The sequence below is a fragment of the Spongiactinospora rosea genome, from assembly GCF_003315795.1.
Lineage (GTDB): Bacteria > Actinomycetota > Actinomycetes > Streptosporangiales > Streptosporangiaceae > Spongiactinospora > Spongiactinospora rosea.
Genome location: NZ_QMEY01000009.1, coordinates 103,933 through 124,257 on the forward strand (window position 1 = coordinate 103,933; position 20,325 = coordinate 124,257).

Sequence of the window (20,325 nt, forward strand, 5' to 3'; positions counted from 1 at the left end):
TAAATTGTCGGCGGCGTCCGCGATGATCTGCGGCATGACCGACGACACCGACGACCCGTTCGAGGGGCTCGACGACATCCGCTGGGGCCGCATGCGGCACGCGTATGGCCCCGCCGTCGAGGTGCCCGAGCTGTTACGCGGCCTCGCCGACCCCGATCCCGCCGTACGCGAGCAGGCGCTCGACGCGATGTACGGCGGCGTGTTCCACCAAGGCGACGTCTACCCCTGCACGATCGCCACGATTCCGTTCCTGGTGCGCGTCGCGACTCGGCCCGGCCTGCCGGGCAGGCCCGAGGTGATCAGGCTGCTCGCCGACCTCGCCTCGGCCGACGACCCGCTCGGTCTGACCGCGCTCTACCGCCAGGCCAACGAGCGGGTGACCGCCGCCTACCCACTGTGGTCGGCGCTGCTGGAAGATCCCGATCCCGACGTGCGCGCCGCGACCGCGGCCCTGCTGCCCGCCTGCCTGGAGCAGGCGCGGTCCGCCGTCGCCCGGCTGCTGGCCCGGCTGTCCGCGGAGGAGCATCCGGCGGTGCTGCCGGAGATCGTCCGCTCGGCCGCCGCGATGGCCCGCCGGGGCGAGAGCGTCGCGGAGGTCACCGGCAGGCTGGCGCGGATGGTCACCGCCGAGTCCGACCCTGCGATCCAGCTCACCGTGGCCGCCGAGCTGGTCGCGCTGCCCGGCCCGGACGGCACCGCGCCCGCCGTCGAAGTCGCCGACGTGCTCCCGCTGATCGCCGAGGTCTACCAGACCGGCACGCCCGGCACCCCGCCCGCCGGGTTCGACACGCCGACCCTGGTGGGCGCGCTGCGGCGGATGCGCGAGGAGGCCGACGAGGGTCGTCGCGCGCCCAGGGCCGCCGCGCTGGTCAGGTCGCTGAGCACAGCATACGGCGAGCGGGTGGCCGACCGCCTGTCCCTGCTCACACCGCTGCTGCGCGCCCCCAACTGGGAGTGCAGGCTCGACGCCCTGATGCCCGCGCTCAACCTGATCAACGGCTGGCGCGGCGACTACGACGAGCTGATCGCCCTGGTCGGCGAGCAGGTCCGCGGCGGCGACCCGCGGTTGCTGTGGAGCGCCGTACACGTCCTGCAGGATCTCGGCGCGCTGGCCGCGCCCGCGGCGGATGCTCTCGCGCAGGCGCTGACCACGGCGGGCCGGGTGGCCCGCCATCCCGCCACGCAGGAGGGTCACATCGCGTGGGTGGTCGAGTGGCCGGACGCGACGTCCAGCGTCGGCCCGGCGCTGCGCGCGCTGGCCGGGGCCGCGGACGAACGCGCGCTGCCCATGCTGGCGTGGGCGCTCGACCGCGAGGACATGCCGAAGGACATCGGTGGACCGATCGGTCGGTACGCCGAGCGGGCCGCCCCGCTGCTGCCGATCCTCCGCCGCCGGCTGCACGACCTGCCCACCGGAGACCCGCGCGACCACCGCCGCGACGGGCTGATGTACGCGCTCGCCCGGATGGGCCCTGCCGCCGCCGGGGTCGTGCCTGACCTGGTCACTCTGCTCGAATCGGGCGAGCCGCCGACCGCTCCCCTGCTCGGCGCGCTGGGCGCGATCGGCCCGGCGGCCCGCGAGTGCCTGCCGTACATCCAGGCAGCGGCAGACGATTCCGACCGGTCGGTATCCACGGCCGCCGCCAAGGCACTGTGGCGGATCGACGGCGACGCCGAAGGCGCGTACGCCGTCGCCGAACGCCACCTCGGCGGCGACCGGTACGCCGTCACCGCCGCGACCGCCGTCCTCGCCGAGCTGGGGCCCGCGGCGAGCGCCGCCACCGACCGGCTGCGGCGGCTGCTGCGCCACGGCGACGAACACCACTGGCTGCCGCTGGGCGCGGCACAGGCGTTGTGGCGGGTCACCGGCGAGGCCGATCCCCTGCTGCCGGTGCTCGAACGCGCCTGGCTGGCCAACCCCCACACCCGCCGCGAGGTCGCGGCCCTGTGGGCCGACCTGGGCCCGGCCGCCAAGGGTGCCCACCACCTGCTGCACGCGGAGCTGGGCCGGACGCACAGGCACAACGCGTCCGACCACGGCTACAGCAGCTCGCAGGTCCCCGACGACGAGGAGCTGGTCCGCCTGTGCCGGGCGGCCCTGATGTCCTGATCAGGACCAGGACCAGGACATCAGGGGATGGGCGGTACGGTCCGGATGAACCTCTCGGCCGACTGGCCGAGGTGGGTTCTGATGATCTTCTCCCAGGTGCCGTCCCGGATCATCTCCCTGAGGATGCGGTTGATCCGCTGGGCGTCGGCGACGTTGTTCTTGGCCAGGCCGATACCGTACTCCTCGACGGACAGCGACTCGCCCAGCAACCGGAACCTGCCTTTGCCGGCGGCGGCGTACCCGGCCAGGATCGAGTTGTCCGTCGAGACCGCGTCCACCTCGCCGTCGCGCAGCATCTGCACGCACGCGCCGTACCCGTGCTGCCTGACCATGTGCTCTGTGGTGTCCCACCCGGCGGGGAAGCGGTTGATCACGCGCTGGGTGGACTGGGAGCCGGTGACACCACAGAACTTCTTGTCCTTCATGTCGTCGATGTTCTTGACGTCGGCGGTGTCCGGGTCGTCGGCGCGGACCATGACGTCCTGCTGGGCGATCAGGTACGGCCCGGCGAAGGTGATCACGTCGCGGCGCGGCTCGTTGATCGAGTAGCTGGCGATCACCAGGTCGGCCTGGCCGCGCTGGAGCAGCGCCTCCCGGCTGCTTGAGGTGACGTCGTGCCATTCGGGGTCCGCGCCCAGCCGCTTGGCGATCTCCTTACCGATGTCGATGTCGATGCCCTGCCGGTTGTCGGGGTTGCTGTCCACCATCACCCCGATGCCGGGCTGGTCGATCTTCACGGCGATCTTCAGCCACTGTTTGCCCGCCAGCGGGCCGTTGCCCCGGTCGGCCTTGCTGGGCGGAGGTCGGGGGATCGGGGTGGGCGGGGCGGAGGCGTCCCGCAGGACGCTGTGGCTGGGGTCGAGGGTCAGGTCGCAGCGGGGTGCGGCGCCGGGGCGGCGTACCGGGGGCGTCCATTGCAGGGTGACCACCAGCTTGGCGGTGGTGACCTGGCCGAGGTGGAGCTGGTTCACCGCCACCTCTTTGAGCCCGGTGCGCGAACTGCCCTCGGCCAGGGTCCTGCCGTCGCTGATCAGCCGGTACGTGAGCCAAGCGTGGTAGCTACAGCTCTGTAACTCCTGCTGGCGGGTGTAGCCGAGCCGTAACCGCAGGTCCAGGGCCCAGTCCCGGGGCTCGGTCAGGGGGAGGTCGATGGTCAGGGGGTGCCCGGCGGTGATGCCGTACGGCGGGCCGCTGAGCGTGAGGGCGGGCGCGGGGGAACGCGCCGCGACCAGCCAGCCGGTCCCGGTACCGACGATGAAGATCGCCGCGGCCCCGGCGACCAGCGCGAGCTTCCGCCCGTGGCCTCCTCGCCGATGCCGCGCCGACCGTGACACTCCGGGGTCCGGGGGCTCCGGGGGTCCGGTGTTCTGATCTGCGCCCGGCTTCTCGCCGGTGGCGGGAGCGGCACTGCCCAAGGGCCACTGCTCGGCCCATGGCCGGCTTTTCTGGTCCGGCTGCGGGCGGGGTGCCGTTGTGGGGCCGGTCGGAGGTGGATCCGCGTCCCCCGCCGGGGGCACCGGCCCGGCCGGATCGGGCCTGCCCCAGGGAGCCGGGAACATGGGGACCGTGGCCGCCGGCGGGCCCTCGGAAGGCGGTTCGTCGCCTGGAGTGCCACCGGGCCGCGCGTACGGTTCCGAGGACGAATCCCCGGCCGCGGGGCCGCTGCCGAGACCGGGGAACAACGCCCGCGCACCGAACGGGCCGTGGTTCCAGAGCGGGCCGCCGTGCCCTTCCGCGCCGTCGCGACCGGGGACCGGCGTACGTCCGCCGGGGACGTGCGGAGGTGAATCCCCGGCCTCAGGGCCGGCGGGGGCCGGCGTGTGCCCGTCGCCGGGCTCGTCGCCCGCCGTGGACCGGCCGACGCCGGAGGGGGGATCTCCGGAGGCGGGGGTGTTGTGGAGGGGGGACTCAGGGTCGGGGTGCGGGCGGTGGTTCGTTTCGGCGATGGCCTGCCAGGCGAGCCGCCATCTGCGGCTTTCCGCCGGGGGAAGTCCGCAGGCGGCGGCGAAGGCTTCGACGAGTTCGCGTTCCAGGCGGCCCCGGCCGTTCATCGCGGCGTTGAGGGTGGCGTGCGGAAGGCGGCGGCGTTGGTCGGCGGCGCGTTGTTCGAGGGTCTGGTAGGTCAGGCCGACCATGGCGCGCAGATCCTCCATGCGTTTCCGCAACTCCGGAAAGGTACGTGCCGTGGACGGATTCGGGAACGATCCAAGTGGTGTGTGCTTGCGTCGCCATATCTGCCACTTCCTGGCGGCGGCGGCCAGTTCCCATTCGTGCCGCCACGCGGCCGGGTCCTTTCCGCAGGCGTCCAGGAAGACGCTGGTGACCTCCCAGGAGAGCAGGTCGGTGCCGCTGGTGAGCTGCTTGATGGTCTGGGAGAGCAGTCCTGTCTGCTCGACCAGGGACTCGATGGTGATCTTCGGTTCCCGCGCACCGGCCAGTTTGCGCGGGAAGGACTCGGGGGCGCCCACGAGAGGTGGATCAACCGAAGGTGACACGCGCGCCGGAAAGGCCGCGCACGATTTGAACGGCCGCCAGGCCGGCGAGCAGTGCCCCGCCCGCCGCCATGGCGATGTCATACCCCTGGACGATCAGGAAGGAAACGAAGATGAGAATCACGATGAGAACGGTGAGCGGACGCCGCCGGATTCGCGGCGGAGGGGCGGTACGCTCGTTGTCGGAGCAGGTGTGCGCATCACGCCGGGAGTGGAAGTGCCGTGTCATGGAGACTTCCTCCTTCGCCTGACCCGGAAAGGTCAGTGGGTTCGATTCGTGGCCCGGACACAACACATCGTTTCCTAGAAAACGCAAATTCACCACTGTGTCGGGAATCTTGGTTACTCCCGGTCACGCCGGTGTCGGCTCGCCCTGGTGGCCGCCCCTCTTTCCGGCTTGTCCCGGCCGATCCCTCTCGCATCGTCCCCACCACATAACTCCCGGCGAAAATGGCTAACCCGGCATATCCGCATATGTCCGAACCACGCCCGCCCCGCCATCCCACCCGTCCAAGCGTGTCCGGGATATCGGCCCGTCAACCGCTTGACCTGCACCGCCAAAGATCGGTTCGGCCATTGTTGGACGCTTCCCTCGCGACGCCGCCGGATTTCAGGTGTACTTGTTACAACACGGAAGAGAACTATTGTCGCCAATGACATAGTTCCTCCCGTCTCTTCCCTTTCGCGCGGGGAGTCGTTCGTTGGCCCGGACGCATGCTCGCTCACGGGGAAGGCCGGGGGGTTCTCCCCATCGGGGACGGCAGGACCCCCCGGCTCCACATCCAGCCACACCGAGCCGGGTCAGGCCGGGAAGCCCGGTTCGGGCGGGTCACCGGCCGTCGTCGTACGGTGCAGGATGCGCGGGACGCCCGGCCGGAGCCGTCCGGCCCGGTGCAGCACACGGCAGTTGTCCCAGATCACCACGTCGTCGCGCCGCCAGGTGTGCCGGTAGACGTACCGCTCGTCGGTGGCGAAGGCATGCAGCTCGCCCAGCGACAGCTCGTCCACCGGCGTCCCGTCCGCCGATTCGATCCGGTCCAGGCACAGCTCGCTGAGATAGAACGCGACCGTCCCGGTCTCCGGATGGACACGGATGATCGGGTGCCGCACCGGAGGGAACCTGGTGGCGTAGTCCGGCTGGACGGGGGCCTGGTGGATCTCGGCGCGCAGGTGCGCCAGCCGGTCGTAGGAATGTACGCCGTGCGCCCTGCGCAGCACCGCCCGCCACGGCGCGGGCGCGTCCCGGCAGGCCGCCACCATGTCGGCGAACAGCGTCTCGCTCCCCGACGGCGGAATCAGCCGGCCGTACAGGACGGTGTACCTGGTCGGCGCGGGCAGGAACGAGCGGTCGGAGTGCCACCACTGGTTGCCGACGATGGGGGTGGCCCCGGAGTTGTCCACCACCATGACGTCGGTGCTGTCGGGATGGTGGTTGCGCATGTCCGACGCTGGTTCCAGCGGCCCTAGAGACCGGGTGAAGGCGGCCTGTTCCAGCGCGGACAGCCGCCGTCCACGGATGACCACCACGGCGTACCGCAGCAGCGCCTCCTGGATGTCCGGGACCAGCTCGGTCAAAGGCGCATCCGAGCCCATCTCTGGGCCCATCTCTGGGCCCATCTCTGCCACGAACCCGTCCTGGACAGTGGATATCCCCGCTGACATCGGCGTCTCCCCTCGCGCTGCCGGGCCGTCCTGGACAGACCCGGATGGCCCGGGACGCCCCCGGGTCATGTCCCGACAGTGCGGCAGGCGGCGGCCCGCTGAGAAGAGAAGGAAAGTCATCCGTACAAGCCCGTACAGGCTCGGGCGGCTGGCTAGACGACCGGTCTAATGAGTGTTAGGGTAGGGCCATGCCAGCCGGACAGACGGACACCCGTCGCAGCATCCTCGACGCCGCTCAGCGGATCATGGCCCACAAGGGCTTCGCCGCCGTCGGCATCAATGAGGTGCTGACCGCGGCCGGCGTGCCCAAGGGGTCCTTCTACCACTACTTCGGCTCGAAGGACGCCTTCGGCGAGGCGATGATGAAGTCCTACTTCATCGACTACCTCGCCGACATGGACCGCGTCTTCGCCGAGCCGGGCCTGACCTCGGCGCAGCGGTTGATGACCTACTGGCAGAGCTGGCGGGAGACACAGAGCGTCGACGACTGCCAGGGCAAGTGCCTGGCGGTCAAGCTCGGGGCCGAGGTCGCCGACCTGTCGGAGACGATGCGGATCGCGCTCAAGGACGGCACCACGGCGATCGTCGAGCGGCTCGCGCGGGTCATCGCCGCGGGCGTCGAAGACGGTTCGCTCTCCATCGAGGGCGATCCCGAGCAGGTGGCCGAGGTCCTGTACGAGATGTGGCTCGGCGCCAGCGTGCTGGCCAAGGTCCGCCGCAGTCCGGCCCCGCTCGACGGCGCCCTCGTCGCGACCCGCCGGTTCCTGCACCTCTGAAGCACGGCCGGTAAGGCCGGGCCCTTCGCTTGCCCATCAATATACGACCGGTCTACTAAATAGGAGTAAAGACCATGAAGGTTCTGATCGTGCTCACCTCGCACGACCGGCTCGGCGACACCGGTAAGAAGACCGGCTTCTGGCTGGAGGAGCTGGCCGCGCCGTACTACCGCTTCAAGGACGCGGGGGCCGAGGTCGTCCTGGCCTCGCCGAAGGGCGGGCGGCCGCCGCTGGATCCGAAGAGCACGGACCCCGGCTTCCAGACCGACGAGACCCGCCGCTTCGAGAAGGACGAGGAGGCCAAGACCGCCCTGGCCCACACCGTGCGCCTGGACTCGGTCTCGGCCGAGGACTTCGACACCGTCTTCTACCCTGGCGGCCACGGCCCCCTGTGGGACCTCGCCGAGGACGCGGACTCCACGCGCCTGATCGAGGCCACACTGCGCTCGGGCAAGCCGCTCGCGCTGGTGTGCCACGCGCCCGGCGTCCTGCGGCACGCCGTCAAGCCGGACGGCACGCCGCTCGTGCGGGGCAGAAGGGTCACCGGGTTCACCAACTCCGAGGAGGCGGCGGTACAGCTCACCGGCGTCGTTCCGTTCCTGGTGGAGGACGAGCTGGTCAGGCTCGGCGGCGACTTCTCCAAGGCGGGCGACTGGGAGCCGTACGTCCTGCAGGACGGCCTGCTGATCACCGGCCAGAACCCGGCCTCCTCCGGCCCGGCGGCCGACGCCCTGCTCAAGCTGGTCCACGAGGTCGCTCATGCGCGCAAGTAAGGTCGATGAGATGAAGGTCTTCATCGTGGGCATCGCGGGAGGCATCGGTTCGCGGCTCGCCCACCTCCTGCACGCGGACGGCGACCGGGTGGACGGCCTCTACCGCCGCCCCGAGCAGGGCAGGGCGCTCGCGGAGCACGGCATCGAGGCCACTCACGGCGACCTGACCCGCCTCACCGCCGCCGAGCTCGCCGAGCTGGTACGCGGCACCGACGTGCTGGTCTTCTCCGCCGGGGCCGGCGGGGAAGGCGGTGCGGAGGCCACCACCAAGATCGACGGGGGCGGGCTCACCACCGCCGTCGCCGCCGCCCGCCTCGCGGGAGTACGCCGGTTCGTGCTGGTCTCGGTCTTCCCCGAGGCCGGGCGCGACGGGCATGTGTCCGACACCTTCGAGCACTACATCGACGTCAAGAAGCGGGCCGACGTCGAGCTGGCCGCCACCGACCTCGACTGGGTGATCCTGCGCCCGGCCGCGCTGACCGACGCGCCGGGCACCGGGCGGATCAGCCTCGCGCCCGCGCTGATCCACACCGAGGTGACCCGCGACGACGTGGCCGCCACGATCGCCGAGCTCGTCCACACTCCCGAGGTGCGGCGGCGCATCCTGGAGCTGACCGAAGGACCTGCGCCGATCGCCGCCGCCGTCGGGCAGCAGGTGGAATGAGGCCGGGTCAGGCAGAGCCCCCCGCTTCGGCCGTGAAGGACACGGGGGCCTTGGGGCTCGTGTCCACCAGCAGCCTGAAGACGTCCGGGCGGGAGTAGTGGCCGACCACGTCGAAGTCGTACTTGGCGCGCACGATGTCGTCCATGTCGAGGTCGGCGACCAGGACGGCCTCCTCGTCGTACACCGGCCCCGCCAGGACGTCGCCCAGCGGCCCGATGATCGAGCTGCCTCCGTTGGACACCAGGGTGTCCGGATCGTCCCCGAAGGGGCGCGGGTGGTCGTCGGGGAAGTCGCGGACGCGCATCACCTGGTTGGCCGCGAGCACGAAGCAGCGGCCCTCCTGGGCGATGTGCCGCATGGTCGCGTGGTGCGCCTCCAGGCCGACCGCCGTGGGCGCGCAGTAGATCTCGATCCCCTGCTGGTACATCGCCATTCGGGCGGCGGGCATCAGGTTCTCCCAGCACAGCACCGCGCCCACCCGCCCGATCTCGGTGTGGTGGACGTTCATCGTCGAACCGTCCCCGAACCCCCAGACCAGCCGCTCGGCGGCGGTCGGCATGAGCTTCCTGCGCTTGCCGAGCAGCGAACCGTCCGGCGCGACGTAGATCGCGGTGCAGTACAGGGTCGAGCCCGCGCGTTCGATCGCGCCGACGACCATGAAGACCCCGTGCTCGCGGGCGATCGAGCCGAGCCGGCCGGTGGCCGGGCCCGGTATCTCGATCGCGCCCTTGAAGTACCGCAGGTACTCGTCCCGGCCCTCCGGCGAGCGGTAGCCGACGACCGCGCCGAAGTGTGAGCCCTTCGGGTAGCCGCCGACGAAGCCCTCGGGGTAGACGACCAGGGCGGCGCCCTGCCGTGCGGCCTCGGCGGTCCAGTGCTCGACGCGGTCGAGCGCCCCTGCGCTGTCGAAAGGCGTCGTCGCCGCCTGCACAACGGCGGCGCGGGTGATGGTCATGTGCGTCGGTTTCCTTCGTGGGTCGGGATGGTCATGCGGCGGGGGTCGTCCACGGGCCGATCCTGGTCAGTCCGGTGCCGGGCGCGCAGTTGACGTACTCGAACCGGTTGTTCTCCGGGAGGACGAAGACCTCGTGCCAGGTGATGACGTCCCGCCGGGGGCCGTATTCGAGCCCCTTGGCGATCTGGTGCTTGTAGATGGCCTTGTGCGTGGCGTGCCGGGCCGCCCATTCCTCCAGGCCGGCGATGTCCTGGAGGACGGCGTAGATCGACGTCTCGCGGCGCGGCTCCCCGTGCTCGTCGAGGTTGGTCAACCGGCGCAGGAAGATGGTCCCGGTCGAGGCGTGCTCTTCGAGGTGGTCCATGCCACGGTCGAGTTTGGGGCGCAGCGCGTCCTCGTAGTCGGCGGCCTGCTCGGGTTCGGAGTCGTGCCAGAACTGCCCGGACCGGATCACCGACGTGTTGAGCGGGGAGTGCACGATGATCCGCCGCCCTCGGGGATCGAGCGGCGGCCCCTGGACGACTTCGACGCCCAGCGGGGACTCAAGCGGGTCGATCGCCGACAACGGGATCCGGTCGCGCATCGCCCCGAAGTAGCCGTTGGTGGTGATCTCGACGGTCTCCGACTCCCGGGTACGGCCGAGCCCGATCCGGTAGTGCGGCTGGGAGTAGATGGTCTCGTGCCGCTCATACGGGCAGACGATGGTCTCCCGCCAGTACCCGACGCCGTCCTCCAGCCGGGCCGGGGAGTGCCACCAGCCGGCCCAGCGGGAGCCGCACGACCAGGCCGCGTGCGCCGTGGCGGAGGTCCAGTAGGCGACCGCCACGACGGCGGGGCGGCCGGTCTCGTCCTGCGGGCAGAAGAAGACCTCCCACGCCTCGGGCCCGTCGGGGACGTCCATGGAGGTCCGCAGGGCCGTCAGGAAGTCGCGGGCGGCGGCGCCGCCCGGTTCGACCCCCTGGACGCCGAGCCATTCCGCGATCAACGTGGGGGTGGGCCGCCGCCAGCGCAGCGACCAGCGGGCGTTCTTCGGCTGGAAGCCGTCGGGCCTTCGCTCCGGAATACTGCGCTCATAGGTGATGTGGTACGTGTTCTCCATACAGGTCACCCCGCACTCGTACTGACCGCAGACCGGACGGAACGATCCACGGTCAGCCGGAAAAGGTCGGGACGGGCGAAATGGCCCGTCACGTCGAAGTCGTATTTCCAGCGCGGGATCTCGTCGAGGTCGAGATCGGCGAGCAGCATCGTCTGTTCGTCCCAGACCGGACCGGCGAGTACGCCGCCGTCCGGCCCGGCGATCACGCTGCCGCCGCGGGAGATCACCGTGCCGCGCCCCGGCCCGGTGGCCGGGAGGTACCCCGGCGGGTAGTCCGCAACGCGCATCACCTGGTTGGCCGCCAGCACGAAGCAGCGGCCCTCGCGGGCGATGTGCCGCGCGGTCACCACGTCCAGTTCGGTGCCCACGGCGGTCGGCGCGCAGTAGATCTGCACGTCCTGGGCGTACATCGCCATGCGGACGGCGGGCATCAGGTTCTCCCAGCACATGACCGTGCCGACCCGCCCGGCGTCGGTGGGGTGGACGTCCAGCGTGGAGGCGTCGCCCCAGCCGAACAGCAGCCGCTCGGCCCCCACCCCCAGCAGCTTGCGCCGCTTGCCGAGCAGGGCGCCGTCCGGGCCGAAGGTGAGCATCGCGCAGTACAGCGTCGAGCCGTCCCGCTCGATGACGCCGACCACGAGCACGGTCCCGGCGTCGGCGGCGATCCGGCCGAGCGCGTCGGCGGCCGGTCCGGGCACCTCCACCGCCGACTCGAAGTACCGGCGGTACTCCTCGCGCCCTTCGGCGGAACGCCGTCCGATGACGGCCCCGAAGTCGCTCCCCTTCGGGTAGCCCCCGACGAAGGACTCGGGGAAGACGACCAGCCGGGCGCGCTGTGCCGCCGCCCTGGCCGTCCAGCCGGCCACCAGGTCGATGGCGTGCCAGGGGTCGAAGAGGCGGGTGGCCGCCTGGATCACCGCTACGCGTGTCGCGGGCATCGGTACCTCCTCAGCGCGAGCGACGGAAGGGGCTCGGCACGGACCGCAGGTCGCTGCCCTTGGACTCCCGGACCAGCAGGCCGCCGATGACCGCCAGCAGGGAGAGGACCCCGATCCAGAGCCAGAAGATCCAGCCGTTCCCCGACTGGTTGCTCCAGGTCAGCAGCAGGGGCGCGGTACCGCCGAACGCGGCGACGGAGACCGAGGTCGCGAACCCGACCCCGGCGGCGCGAATCCGGGTGGGGAACAGCTCGGAGACCATCGCCGGGTACATCGAGGCGCCCATGGCCCACACGCCCATGCCCACCGTCTGGGCGATGAACAGGGTCCACGGCTCGCCGCTGATCAGCAGTGACAGGGGAAAGTACGTCAGGATGGCGACCACGCCCATGGCGATGATCTGCTTCCTGCGGCCGATCCGGTCCGACATCGCCCCCCAGAAAACGATCAGGCCCAGCGCGAGGGCCTGCGCGGCGAGGCTGGCCAGGAACGCGCCGCTCGGGTCCATCCCCTTGGCGGAGATGGCGAAGGACGGCGCGAAGGTGGCCCAGATGTAGTAAGCGCAGTTGTGCCCGGCGGCGAGCAGGATGACCAGGCCGCCGATCTTGAGGGAGTTCGCCCGGCCGATCGGCGCGGTCGCCGCCTCGGCCTGCGGGTTCTGGTCGCTGAACGTCTCGGTCTCGGCGGCGCTCCGCCGCAGTACCAGCACGAACAGCCCGAGAAGCGCGCCCGCGACGAACGCCAGCCGCCAGCCGTAGCTCGCGGTCTCCTCCTGCCCGAGGACGAGGGTGAGGACCGCGCCGAGGCTCGTCGCGGCCATCACGCCGAGGGTGACGGCGAAGAAGACGGAGCTGGACCACAGGCCCCGGCGTTCGGCGGGCGCGATCTCGGCGACGTAGGTGTAGGAGACCCCCGATTCGCCGCCGTGGGCGAGTCCCTGTACCAGGCGGGTGGCCAGCAGCGCGGCCGAGGACCACACGCCGATCTGCTCGTAGCCGGGCAGCAGGGCGATGACCAGGCTGGTCACGGCCATCGTGGAGATGGTCGAGATCAGTACGGCCCGCCGCCCGTACCGGTCGGCGATCGCGCCGAAGATCAGTCCGCCGAACGGCCGGGCGACGAACCCCACGGCGAACACCGCCAGCGTGGCCAGCAGCGCGGACGCCGGATCGCTCCTGTCGAAGAAGTGAGCGGCGAGGTACGTCGAGAACACCGCGTAGAGGGTCCAGTCGAACCACTCGAGAATGTTCCCGGCGACCGCAGCGCGGAGTGAGCGCAGATCCGCCCGGCTCGGCTGACGGATCGGCCTGGGGGACGCGTGGGCGGTGCCGACCGCTGGTAGGTGGGACATGGGGTTACCTCCTGTGCGGGCTCTCGCGCAGGTACGAGCGAGAACTGTCCCGAAGGTAGGCTTGTATCCAATATCACGTCTAACAATAGTTACGTATGATTCCCATCGACCGGGTCGATCGTGCCTGGTAGTGGGGGGTGGCCGGTGAACGATCCGGACGACGTTCTGACACGGCTGCGCGGGGTGGACCTCAATCTCTTCGTCGTGTTCGCGACCGTGCTGCGCGAGGGCAACGTCACGCGGGCCGCCGAGCACCTGCGGATGAGCCAGGCCGCCGTCAGCGCGTCGTTGACCCGGCTGCGCAGGCTGTTCCACGATCCGCTGTTCGTGCGGGTGCCCGGGGGCGTCGCGCCGACCGTGCTGGCCCGCCAGTTGAGCGGCAGGATCGAGGCGGCGCTGACCACCCTCCACGTCGCCGTGGCGGGCGAACCGGCCTTCGACCCCGCCGCCGACCACGCGGTCTTCCGGCTCGGCATGTCCGACGATCTTGAGGCGCTGCTGATGCCGCGCCTGATCGCCAGGGTGGCCGAGACCAGCCCGGCCTCGTCGCTGCGCTGCCTGCTCGCCAACCGCATGACCATCACCGGGCTGCTCGACGAGGGCAGCGCCGACGTCGGCGTGGTCGCCTCCGACCGCTGGGGGCCGGACTACCGCAGCCGGGTGCTCTTCGAGTCCGGCTACGCCACCGTCTACGACCGCACGGCCTTCGGCCGGACGGGCGCGCTGACCAGGGAGGAGTACGTCGCCGCGCCGCACGTCATGATCTCGGCGAACGGCGCGCGGGGGATCGTCGACGACGTACTGGAGGCGGAGGGCCTGCGGCGGCACAAGCTGGCCTCGACGGCGCACTTCGCGATGGTCCCGCTGCTGCTGGCGCGGAGCACCGCCGTGGCGACGATGCCACGGCACGTCGCGGAGGTCCTGGCGGCGGACTTCGGGCTGGAGGTCTGCGAGCCGCCGTTCCGGCTGCCCAGGTTCACCGTCAGCGTGCTGTGGCACCACATGAGCGGGAAGAATCCGGCGGTCATGTGGCTGGTCCGGACCATCGCGGAGGTGTCCGCGCAGGTCAGCGGCGTCCGGCATGTCCTGGATTGAAGCCGGTTTGAAAGTGGGTGCGGGCGGGCGGCGTTGTGGGGCACGCCGCCCGCCCGCAGAGCGCGGTACGGCCCAGGGAAGGTACAGAACGGCCGCCGCGCGTCTCAGGTGGTGGCGGCGGGCGGGGAGCCGACCTCGTACCCGCCCGCCGCCGTACGGCACGGCGACGCCCTTTTCCGCACCACGCCGCCGTGCCCGCTCAAGAAGGGCCCTCCCACGCGTCGCCGGACACCGTGACGGTCACGCCGTCCTGGCGGTGCGCGGTCAGCCGGGTCGGCCCGTACACATACCCCACGCCGACCCACGACAGCCGCGCGTACCGGACCCGCCCCCGCCCGGACGGGCAGGCGTCCAGCACCTCGAACATCGCGTCCTCGGCGGCGGCCGGGCAGTCGCTCACCCCGCCCGCACCCCGCCCACCGGCCTGGACCTCCCACACCGCCAGCAGCGGGCGTACCGTGCAGCCGAGGAGGAACCCGTCAGGGAACGGCCACATCGGGGGACTCCTCGGCGTCCGGGTTCAGCAGGGCGTAGTCGCAGGCCAGGGCTTCGGCGGCGCCGGTCACGGTGCAGCGGTGGACGTACAGCGGGATGCCGGGGTGCAGCGTGCGGGGGCTGTGCCACCAGATCCCGTCGTCCTGGACGATGGCGACCAGGCCGGAGCAGAGCGACAGCCGGACCCGGTTCTGATCACCGGTGAGGTCCGCATGGATGCCGCGCAGGGCGAGCGCGTCGTGCAATGCGCGCGCGGTTTCGGCCGGGGTGGTGACCGGCGGAGACACCGGGCGTATCTGCCAGAATGCGAGCATAAAGGAATTCATCCGCGATCACCGAATACGTTCCCCTCGTCAGCCGGCAACGCCGTACGATCGTGCATCGTGGTCGCACCTCCTGCGTGCGATCTAGGGGCCCGCCGAACTCCTGGCCGTTGTTCGGCGGGTTCCGCTGTTTCAGCGGCCCTCAGTCTCCTCGGTGTGGGGAAGTGCGGGTAATCCCTGATCGGCGCGCAGAATCACCCCGCGTGAACGACGAAAGGGAGATACATTAAGCATGCTTTAGGTCAGCGATGGTCATCCCGGAGGGCCTGGAACATGGCGAAGCGGACGGCAGACCCGGACAAGCTGAACCACGCACTGCACAAGGCTCGCATACAGAAGGAATCTCCCACCTGGGCGGGGAGCGAGCTTTCCCGTCAGGAGCTGGCAGACCTGGTCAACCAGTGGATTCACCAGCACTCGGGGCAGATGTCCGCGCTGGACGCTGGCTACATCGGCAAGCTGGAACGTGGTGAGATCCGGTGGCCCAGCGCCTCTTATCGATCCGGGTTGCGGGCGGTGCTAGAGGTACAAACCGACGCAGAATTGGGCTTTTCTCCTCCTCGTAGGACTTTGCAGCCTATTGATAACGTAGACGACGTGGATCGTAAACAGTTCCTCTCAGCCGCCGCACTGGGCCTTGGGGCCACTTTCACCCCATCCGCACTTTCCGCACTCATCGAACCCGCCAAGCCCACCCCAATCCCCGCGAAAATCGGCATGACCGAAATCCAGGAGATCCGGACGGTCGCCCAGACTTTCTCGCAATGGGACGAGCAGTACGGCGGCGGTCTCCTCCGCCCAGCGGTCACCGCGCAACTTCGGCACGCCGTCGCCCTGCTGGACGCGCGCTGTCCGGACAAGCTGCACGACGAGCTGTATTCCGCAGTCGCGTACTTGAGCGGCGTGGCGGGCTTCATGGCCTTCGACATCTACGACCACGAGACGGCGAGCCGCCAGTATCGGCTGGCCCTGATGTGCGCCGAAGAAGCCGGTGACTTCCAGCAGCGGGCCATCATTCTGGCCTCGATGGCCCGGCAGGCCCTGTGGCGGAATGACCCCGACACCACGCTCACCCGCATCGAGATGGCACAGGTCCGCTCGGACCGCCTCACCCCCGCCGCCCGCGCCATGCTCTCGGCGGTCCGTTCCCGCGCGCTGGCCCAACTCAGTCGGGACCAGGAGGCCATCGCGGCGGTCGGGCTGGCCGACGACCTGTTCGCGGACATCACGGCGATCGACACCTCCGGCCCGCTGCACTGGTACGACGCGGCCGAACACGCCGGAGAGACCGGCCACACCCTGGCCGAACTCTCCCACGCGCCCTCCCGCGAGGAGGGGATACGGCGACTCACTACCGCTGCCGCCACGCATAGGGACACTTCCGCCAGGGCGCGGGCCTTCACTCTGCTTCTGGTCGCCCGGCTGCACATCGCGGGTGCCGACCCGCACGAGGGCGCCGCCATCGGTGCCGAGATCGTGGACCGCGCCGCGTCAGTGCGTTCCCACCGCATCCGCGACTACCTGATCGACCTCCGGAAGACCACCCGCCAGCACCCGAAGATCAGCGAGATGGCCGACCTCCGCGACCGCATCAACGTGGCCCTGACATCAGCCTGATCGAGCCCTGTCAGAAGGATCAGGGGTGGTGATCAGAACCTGGTGACATCACCAAGCGTGGCATCCGCAACGCACCGGTTGATGAACTCTCTTTCGTACTCGAAGCCACTACCGCGCCAGAACCCGTCGACGTTGACGATGACCGGGTCGATGACATGGGGACAGGCGCGGTGGATGGGCTGGATTCTGCTGAAGTCGCCGCCCGCCTTGCGCAGCACGTCACAGGCCTGCTTCGGGTTGGGGTGGGTGCGGTTGTCGGGGTCGCAGCTCAGGCTTGTCGAAACGACCCTGCCGCTGATCGTGTAGGTGACGGTGATCTCCATGTACGTGAAGATCCCCATCCCCGATCCCGGGTGCGCGGCGGCGGGCGGGGCCGCCGTGAAGGGCGCCCACAGAGTCACGCCCAGCGCGAGCGCGGCCACTCTGCGAACAAGGGGCAGTACAAGAACCATGAACTCTCCCCTTCCATCGGGCTTACGGAACCATTGCTCCTCCAGCCGGTGAGGGCTTGCTCCCCTCGCCCGAAGTCACCTAAACGCGGGGGCCTTGGAGCACCCGAGGGCATCGTCAGGTAGCGTGAACGCTGTTCATGAACGACGTTCATAGAGGGAGCCATCTTGACCCACGCCGCCGACGAACTCGCCCTGGAAGAGCTCGAACAGCAGCAGATCGACAGTTGGGCCCATGACGGTGCCGCCTTCGCCGCGACCTTCACCGACGACGCCGACCTCATCGACGTCATGGGCGGGCACTTCCACGGACGGGCCGCCATCACCGAGACCATGCAGGAGGGATTCGCGACCTTCATGGCGGGCACCCGGATGTCCCCACCGACGACACGCATCGTGGATTTCCTCACGCCCGCCATGGCAGTGGTCATCACCAGCGGAAACTGCATCATCCGCCCCGGAGAGCAGGAATGCCGTCCCGAGGATCTGTCGATCCAGACCAAGGTCGCCGTCAAGCAGGACGGACAATGGCTGTTCCGGACCTTCCAGAACACGAGAATCAACGCCAAACCGTAAGGAACCGACATGCCCCGGCCCGCCGCCGTCCTCCGGACCCCCGAGAGCCCGGGGCTGCGCGACCACCTGATCAGCATCACCCGGCGTCTCATCACGGAACGGCAGACCGCCCAGTTGACGGTCCGAGCCATCGCCCGCGAGGCCGGGGTCGCCGACGGCGTTCTCTACAACTACTTCGCCGACAAGGAGGATCTACTCGCGCACGCCCTGCTGGCCGACATCGAAGCGGCCGAGCGTACTCTGCCGCCGCCTCCATCCCCCGGCACGGGCACCATCGAGGCCAGCCTCGCAGGTCATCTCCGGCACATCCTCGACCTGCACGAACGCGTGATGCCGTCCTTCGCCGCGCTGCTCGGCCAGCCGAAGGCACTCGCCCGCTTCCAGTCCCTCCCGCGATCGGTGAAGGGCGACAACCTCCGCCAGCACATGTCCGCCCACCTCACGGCCGAGCAACGCCTCGGCCGCCTGGCCCCGGACATGGACGCCGACGCGGCGGCCACCCTGCTCGTCGGCGCCTGCTATGACCGGGTGCTGCCCATGCTGTTCCGCCCCTGGTCGCAGGAACCGCTGGAGTCTCCCGAGCGGTTCACCGAATCGCTCGTCCGGACTCTGCTGAACGGCGTCCGCGGCGACACTGCCTGATCACGGGCGCGAGACGCCCATCACACGGACGAGAGGCCGAGGGAAGGCCGCCCGCCGACCTTCGGCTCCTCGATCCACCGACCGCGCCATACCATCGAATGGCCTACCGATGGAGTGTGAGACTGCCGTACCAGAATGGTGATAGGAGTCCAACCGCCAAGATCGCTGCCACACTGATCGCGTCGGGCTAGCGTTCGAGGCATGACGTCACCGGCCTATGTGCCTCCCAAGCAGGGCCCCTCCAAGTTATGGGTCCAGACCGGCCCGCTCGACCTCAACCAGCTCCTCACCGCCGCCTATGAGCAGATCCACCCGGCGGGCCTGACGATCACGATCCCCTTCCCCGGCGTGTGGGAGGTCTCCTACCAAGCCCGTTCGGTGATCAACGTGGGCGCCGCGAACTCCCACCAGTGGGCCGGCACGGTCCTTTACAAGGGGCAGAGCCTCATCGAGGGCAGTCAGGCGCTGGCCGGTGGCGGCGGCCCCGCGAATCTCGTCGGCCAGGCCACCGCCGGGCAGACGATCTTCGCGGAATTCGCCGCGAACGACGTCGTGAGCCTTTACGCGAAGTCCATCGGCACGGCGGGCAACAACGCCTCCATCCTCAGCAACGCCGACGGCCGCACGACAATCGCGGCACGCTGGGTCAGCGCGGTTTGAGCACCAGCGCGGTACCCGCGACCCGCTGAGCTGACGCAAGGCCGAACAGCAGGGTGGCCCGCCGGCGCCCGGAACCATGTGACCGGCCGTTACGGCCGGTAGGTGACCGCCCGGCGGACCAGGCCGCAGGTCATCGGCGTGATCGCCGCGCGCGGCGGCCGTGATGGTACCCGTGTGACAAGCGGTACGGCAGGCCCTCTCTCGCCGACCGCCGTTCACAGTCGCGCACTGTGCCCGGCGTTTCGCGAGCGCCACCGCTCACCCGCCGTTCCAGCACCGGCTGACACGCCCGCCCTGGGGTCTGCGCCCCTGGTGAAGCCGGTCGGCCATGGTCGCCACGGTATCGGCCGGTAGCCCGGCCCTCCGAGATCGGGCAGCATGCCCGGTAACGGCATGCCTCCACGGTGACGGCTCCCCGGCGCACCCGGCGGCCGTGATCCCCGCCTCAGCCGGCGACCACGCTGAGGCGGCGGACGCGGGTCTGGATCGGCAGGGCGGTGCGCTGGCCGGTCAGGCGTTCTTCGTCCCACCACCAGGCGAAGGTGGCGATGTCGGTGGGGCCGAGGGGCGCTGGCGGTGGGGTGCGGGTGATGGTGTACGGGGGCAGGATGTCTTCGCCGTCTCGGTAGCGGACGGCGGCCCGGCCGAATTCGAGGTTGCCCGCGATCAGTTCCTCCACCGCCCTGGTGTAGTGCGTCAGGTCGGGTGAACCGAGCGCCCGCAGCCGGGAACCGAGGCGCACCACCCGGTCCATCGCCTGGTTGTGCAGGCTGACGACCTTCCGGAAAGCGGTGTCGAGCGCCCCGCCGTGCTCCCGCGCGGCGGCGGCCAGGACATTGACGTCGCCGGGCGCGTCGGCCTGCTCCTTGGCGTAGGAGAACAGGTCGTTGTACAGCGACATCACCAGGATCGCCGCCTCGGTGTAGGCCCGGAAGACGCCCTGGCAGGCCACCTCGTCACTGATCCACAGATCATGGGTGATGGGCAGCAGGCCGATGATCCCGCCGACCCCGGCGGTGTAGAAGCGGCACGCGGCGGCCTCGCCCATGTCGGTGCGCACGGTGTCGTCCTCGCCCGCGAACTCCCAGCCGAGACTGCTGATGTACACCCGCTCGGCCTCCGCGAAGCGGCGGTACTGGACGGGCGTGGCGATCGTGGCCGCGCGGCGCAGCACATCGACCATCGGCGCGTTGACCGGGTGCCCGCAGGGCTCGGCGAAGCGGGGGTCGTCGAGCAGCCGCAGCCATCGACCGGCCCATGTCACCGCCTGGGGCGGGGTGGCCCGCGCGTATCTGCCCGAGTAGGCGTCGTCGAAGGGGAACAGCGCGGTGAGCAGGTCCGCGCCCAGCCGGAAGCGCTCGTAGTCGGCCGCGCCCGGATCGAAAAGGCCCCACCAGTAGCCCGAGCGCTCGCTCTCGATCTCCTCCCACTGGCCGGCCGGCCACTCGATGCCGAACCCCCGCAGCCAGGCGATCGACTCGTCGCCCGCGCGCTCGGCCTCCCGATGCATGCGGTGGGCGAAGGGCTGGAAGATGGTCGGGGGCCGCGCCGACACGCCGGACGACGCGGATGCGGGCGCGCCACAGGCGTACAGGTGGGCCGCGGCCGTGCCCAGACCGGTCGGACGACCGGTGAATCGCGTCATGTG

General features: G+C 70.3%; 20 protein-coding genes. 9 read left to right on the forward strand and 11 right to left on the reverse strand.

Going from position 1 to position 20,325, the window contains the following annotated elements; all coding sequences use genetic code 11:
- Window positions 1–34: 34 nt before the first annotated feature.
- Complete coding sequence (locus DP939_RS46250) at window positions 35–2,110, forward strand: hypothetical protein (protein WP_158578643.1); 2,076 nt, start codon at window positions 35–37, stop codon at window positions 2,108–2,110.
- A gap of 20 nt (window positions 2,111–2,130) precedes the next feature.
- On the opposite strand, the gene DP939_RS21730 is transcribed toward DP939_RS46250, so the two are convergent.
- The 3 genes from DP939_RS21730 to DP939_RS21735 form a co-directional block, all read right to left on the reverse strand.
- Window positions 2,131–4,578 (reverse strand): transporter substrate-binding domain-containing protein, encoded by a 2,448-nt coding sequence (locus DP939_RS21730; protein WP_158578644.1) that lies wholly within the window; start codon window positions 4,576–4,578, stop codon window positions 2,131–2,133.
- A gap of 10 nt (window positions 4,579–4,588) precedes the next feature.
- The gene (locus tag DP939_RS46255; RefSeq protein ID WP_158578645.1) at window positions 4,589–4,831 is read right to left on the reverse strand and encodes a hypothetical protein; all 243 of its coding nucleotides are present in this window, start codon (window positions 4,829–4,831) and stop codon (window positions 4,589–4,591) included.
- A 572-nt stretch (window positions 4,832–5,403) separates the two neighbouring features.
- Complete coding sequence (locus tag DP939_RS21735; RefSeq protein WP_158578646.1) at window positions 5,404–6,177, reverse strand: TauD/TfdA dioxygenase family protein; 774 nt, start codon at window positions 6,175–6,177, stop codon at window positions 5,404–5,406.
- A 275-nt stretch (window positions 6,178–6,452) separates the two neighbouring features.
- Here DP939_RS21735 and DP939_RS21740 point away from each other — a divergent pair, with 275 nt between their 5' ends.
- The 3 genes from DP939_RS21740 (at window position 6,453) to DP939_RS21750 (ending at window position 8,477) form a co-directional block, all read left to right on the forward strand.
- Window positions 6,453–7,040: a TetR/AcrR family transcriptional regulator gene (locus DP939_RS21740; RefSeq protein ID WP_113982600.1), complete on the forward strand. Its 588-nt coding sequence runs from the start codon at window positions 6,453–6,455 to the stop codon at window positions 7,038–7,040.
- A gap of 74 nt (window positions 7,041–7,114) precedes the next feature.
- Window positions 7,115–7,813, forward strand: a complete 699-nt coding sequence (locus tag DP939_RS21745; protein WP_113982601.1) for a type 1 glutamine amidotransferase domain-containing protein — start codon at window positions 7,115–7,117, stop codon at window positions 7,811–7,813.
- A 10-nt stretch (window positions 7,814–7,823) separates the two neighbouring features.
- The gene (locus DP939_RS21750) at window positions 7,824–8,477 is read left to right on the forward strand and encodes an NAD(P)H-binding protein (RefSeq protein WP_113982602.1); all 654 of its coding nucleotides are present in this window, start codon (window positions 7,824–7,826) and stop codon (window positions 8,475–8,477) included.
- A gap of 7 nt (window positions 8,478–8,484) precedes the next feature.
- Here DP939_RS21750 and DP939_RS21755 read toward each other — a convergent pair whose 3' ends face one another.
- Genes DP939_RS21755 through DP939_RS21770 form a run of 4 tightly spaced genes read right to left on the reverse strand, consistent with a single transcriptional unit; the run spans window position 8,485 to window position 12,820 of the window.
- Window positions 8,485–9,432 carry a carbon-nitrogen hydrolase family protein gene (locus DP939_RS21755; RefSeq protein WP_113982603.1) on the reverse strand — a complete coding sequence of 316 codons (948 nt, stop codon included), beginning with the start codon at window positions 9,430–9,432 and terminating at the stop codon, window positions 8,485–8,487.
- A gap of 31 nt (window positions 9,433–9,463) precedes the next feature.
- Window positions 9,464–10,531: a phenylacetaldoxime dehydratase family protein gene (locus DP939_RS21760; protein ID WP_113982604.1), complete on the reverse strand. Its 1,068-nt coding sequence runs from the start codon at window positions 10,529–10,531 to the stop codon at window positions 9,464–9,466.
- 5 nt (window positions 10,532–10,536) lie between these two features.
- Window positions 10,537–11,469 carry a carbon-nitrogen hydrolase family protein gene (locus DP939_RS21765; protein ID WP_113982605.1) on the reverse strand — a complete coding sequence of 311 codons (933 nt, stop codon included), beginning with the start codon at window positions 11,467–11,469 and terminating at the stop codon, window positions 10,537–10,539.
- Window positions 11,470–11,479: 10 nt separating this feature from the next.
- Complete coding sequence (locus DP939_RS21770) at window positions 11,480–12,820, reverse strand: MFS transporter (RefSeq protein ID WP_113982606.1); 1,341 nt, start codon at window positions 12,818–12,820, stop codon at window positions 11,480–11,482.
- Window positions 12,821–12,964: 144 nt separating this feature from the next.
- On the opposite strand from DP939_RS21770, the gene DP939_RS21775 reads away from it, so the two are divergent.
- Window positions 12,965–13,915 carry a LysR family transcriptional regulator gene (locus tag DP939_RS21775; protein ID WP_199565324.1) on the forward strand — a complete coding sequence of 317 codons (951 nt, stop codon included), beginning with the start codon at window positions 12,965–12,967 and terminating at the stop codon, window positions 13,913–13,915.
- A 199-nt stretch (window positions 13,916–14,114) separates the two neighbouring features.
- Here the strand turns inward: DP939_RS21775 and DP939_RS21780 are convergent, their stop codons facing one another.
- Window positions 14,115–14,411, reverse strand: coding sequence for a hypothetical protein (locus DP939_RS21780; protein ID WP_113982607.1), 297 nt, complete (start codon window positions 14,409–14,411; stop codon window positions 14,115–14,117).
- Window positions 14,395–14,724 (reverse strand): hypothetical protein, encoded by a 330-nt coding sequence (locus DP939_RS21785; RefSeq protein ID WP_113982608.1) that lies wholly within the window; start codon window positions 14,722–14,724, stop codon window positions 14,395–14,397. Before DP939_RS21785 ends, DP939_RS21780 begins: the two co-directional genes overlap by 17 nt.
- Before the next feature lie 282 nt (window positions 14,725–15,006).
- Between DP939_RS21785 and DP939_RS21790 the strand changes: the two genes are divergently transcribed.
- Window positions 15,007–16,350 carry an XRE family transcriptional regulator gene (locus tag DP939_RS21790; RefSeq protein WP_147268069.1) on the forward strand — a complete coding sequence of 448 codons (1,344 nt, stop codon included), beginning with the start codon at window positions 15,007–15,009 and terminating at the stop codon, window positions 16,348–16,350.
- Window positions 16,351–16,382: 32 nt separating this feature from the next.
- Here the strand turns inward: DP939_RS21790 and DP939_RS21795 are convergent, their stop codons facing one another.
- Complete coding sequence (locus DP939_RS21795) at window positions 16,383–16,772, reverse strand: SSI family serine proteinase inhibitor (RefSeq protein ID WP_158578647.1); 390 nt, start codon at window positions 16,770–16,772, stop codon at window positions 16,383–16,385.
- Between the two features lie 195 nt (window positions 16,773–16,967).
- Here DP939_RS21795 and DP939_RS21800 point away from each other — a divergent pair, with 195 nt between their 5' ends.
- The 3 genes from DP939_RS21800 to DP939_RS21810 all read left to right on the forward strand — a co-directional run bounded on the left by DP939_RS21800 (window position 16,968) and on the right by DP939_RS21810 (window position 18,677).
- Window positions 16,968–17,375, forward strand: coding sequence for an SgcJ/EcaC family oxidoreductase (locus tag DP939_RS21800; protein WP_199565325.1), 408 nt, complete (start codon window positions 16,968–16,970; stop codon window positions 17,373–17,375).
- A 9-nt stretch (window positions 17,376–17,384) separates the two neighbouring features.
- The gene (locus DP939_RS21805) at window positions 17,385–18,017 is read left to right on the forward strand and encodes a TetR/AcrR family transcriptional regulator (RefSeq protein WP_113982612.1); all 633 of its coding nucleotides are present in this window, start codon (window positions 17,385–17,387) and stop codon (window positions 18,015–18,017) included.
- A 201-nt stretch (window positions 18,018–18,218) separates the two neighbouring features.
- Complete coding sequence (locus tag DP939_RS21810; RefSeq protein WP_113982613.1) at window positions 18,219–18,677, forward strand: hypothetical protein; 459 nt, start codon at window positions 18,219–18,221, stop codon at window positions 18,675–18,677.
- Between the two features lie 445 nt (window positions 18,678–19,122).
- On the opposite strand, the gene DP939_RS21815 is transcribed toward DP939_RS21810, so the two are convergent.
- Window positions 19,123–20,322, reverse strand: coding sequence for a terpene synthase family protein (locus tag DP939_RS21815; protein ID WP_113982614.1), 1,200 nt, complete (start codon window positions 20,320–20,322; stop codon window positions 19,123–19,125).
- Between the last annotated feature and the right edge of the window lie 3 nt (window positions 20,323–20,325).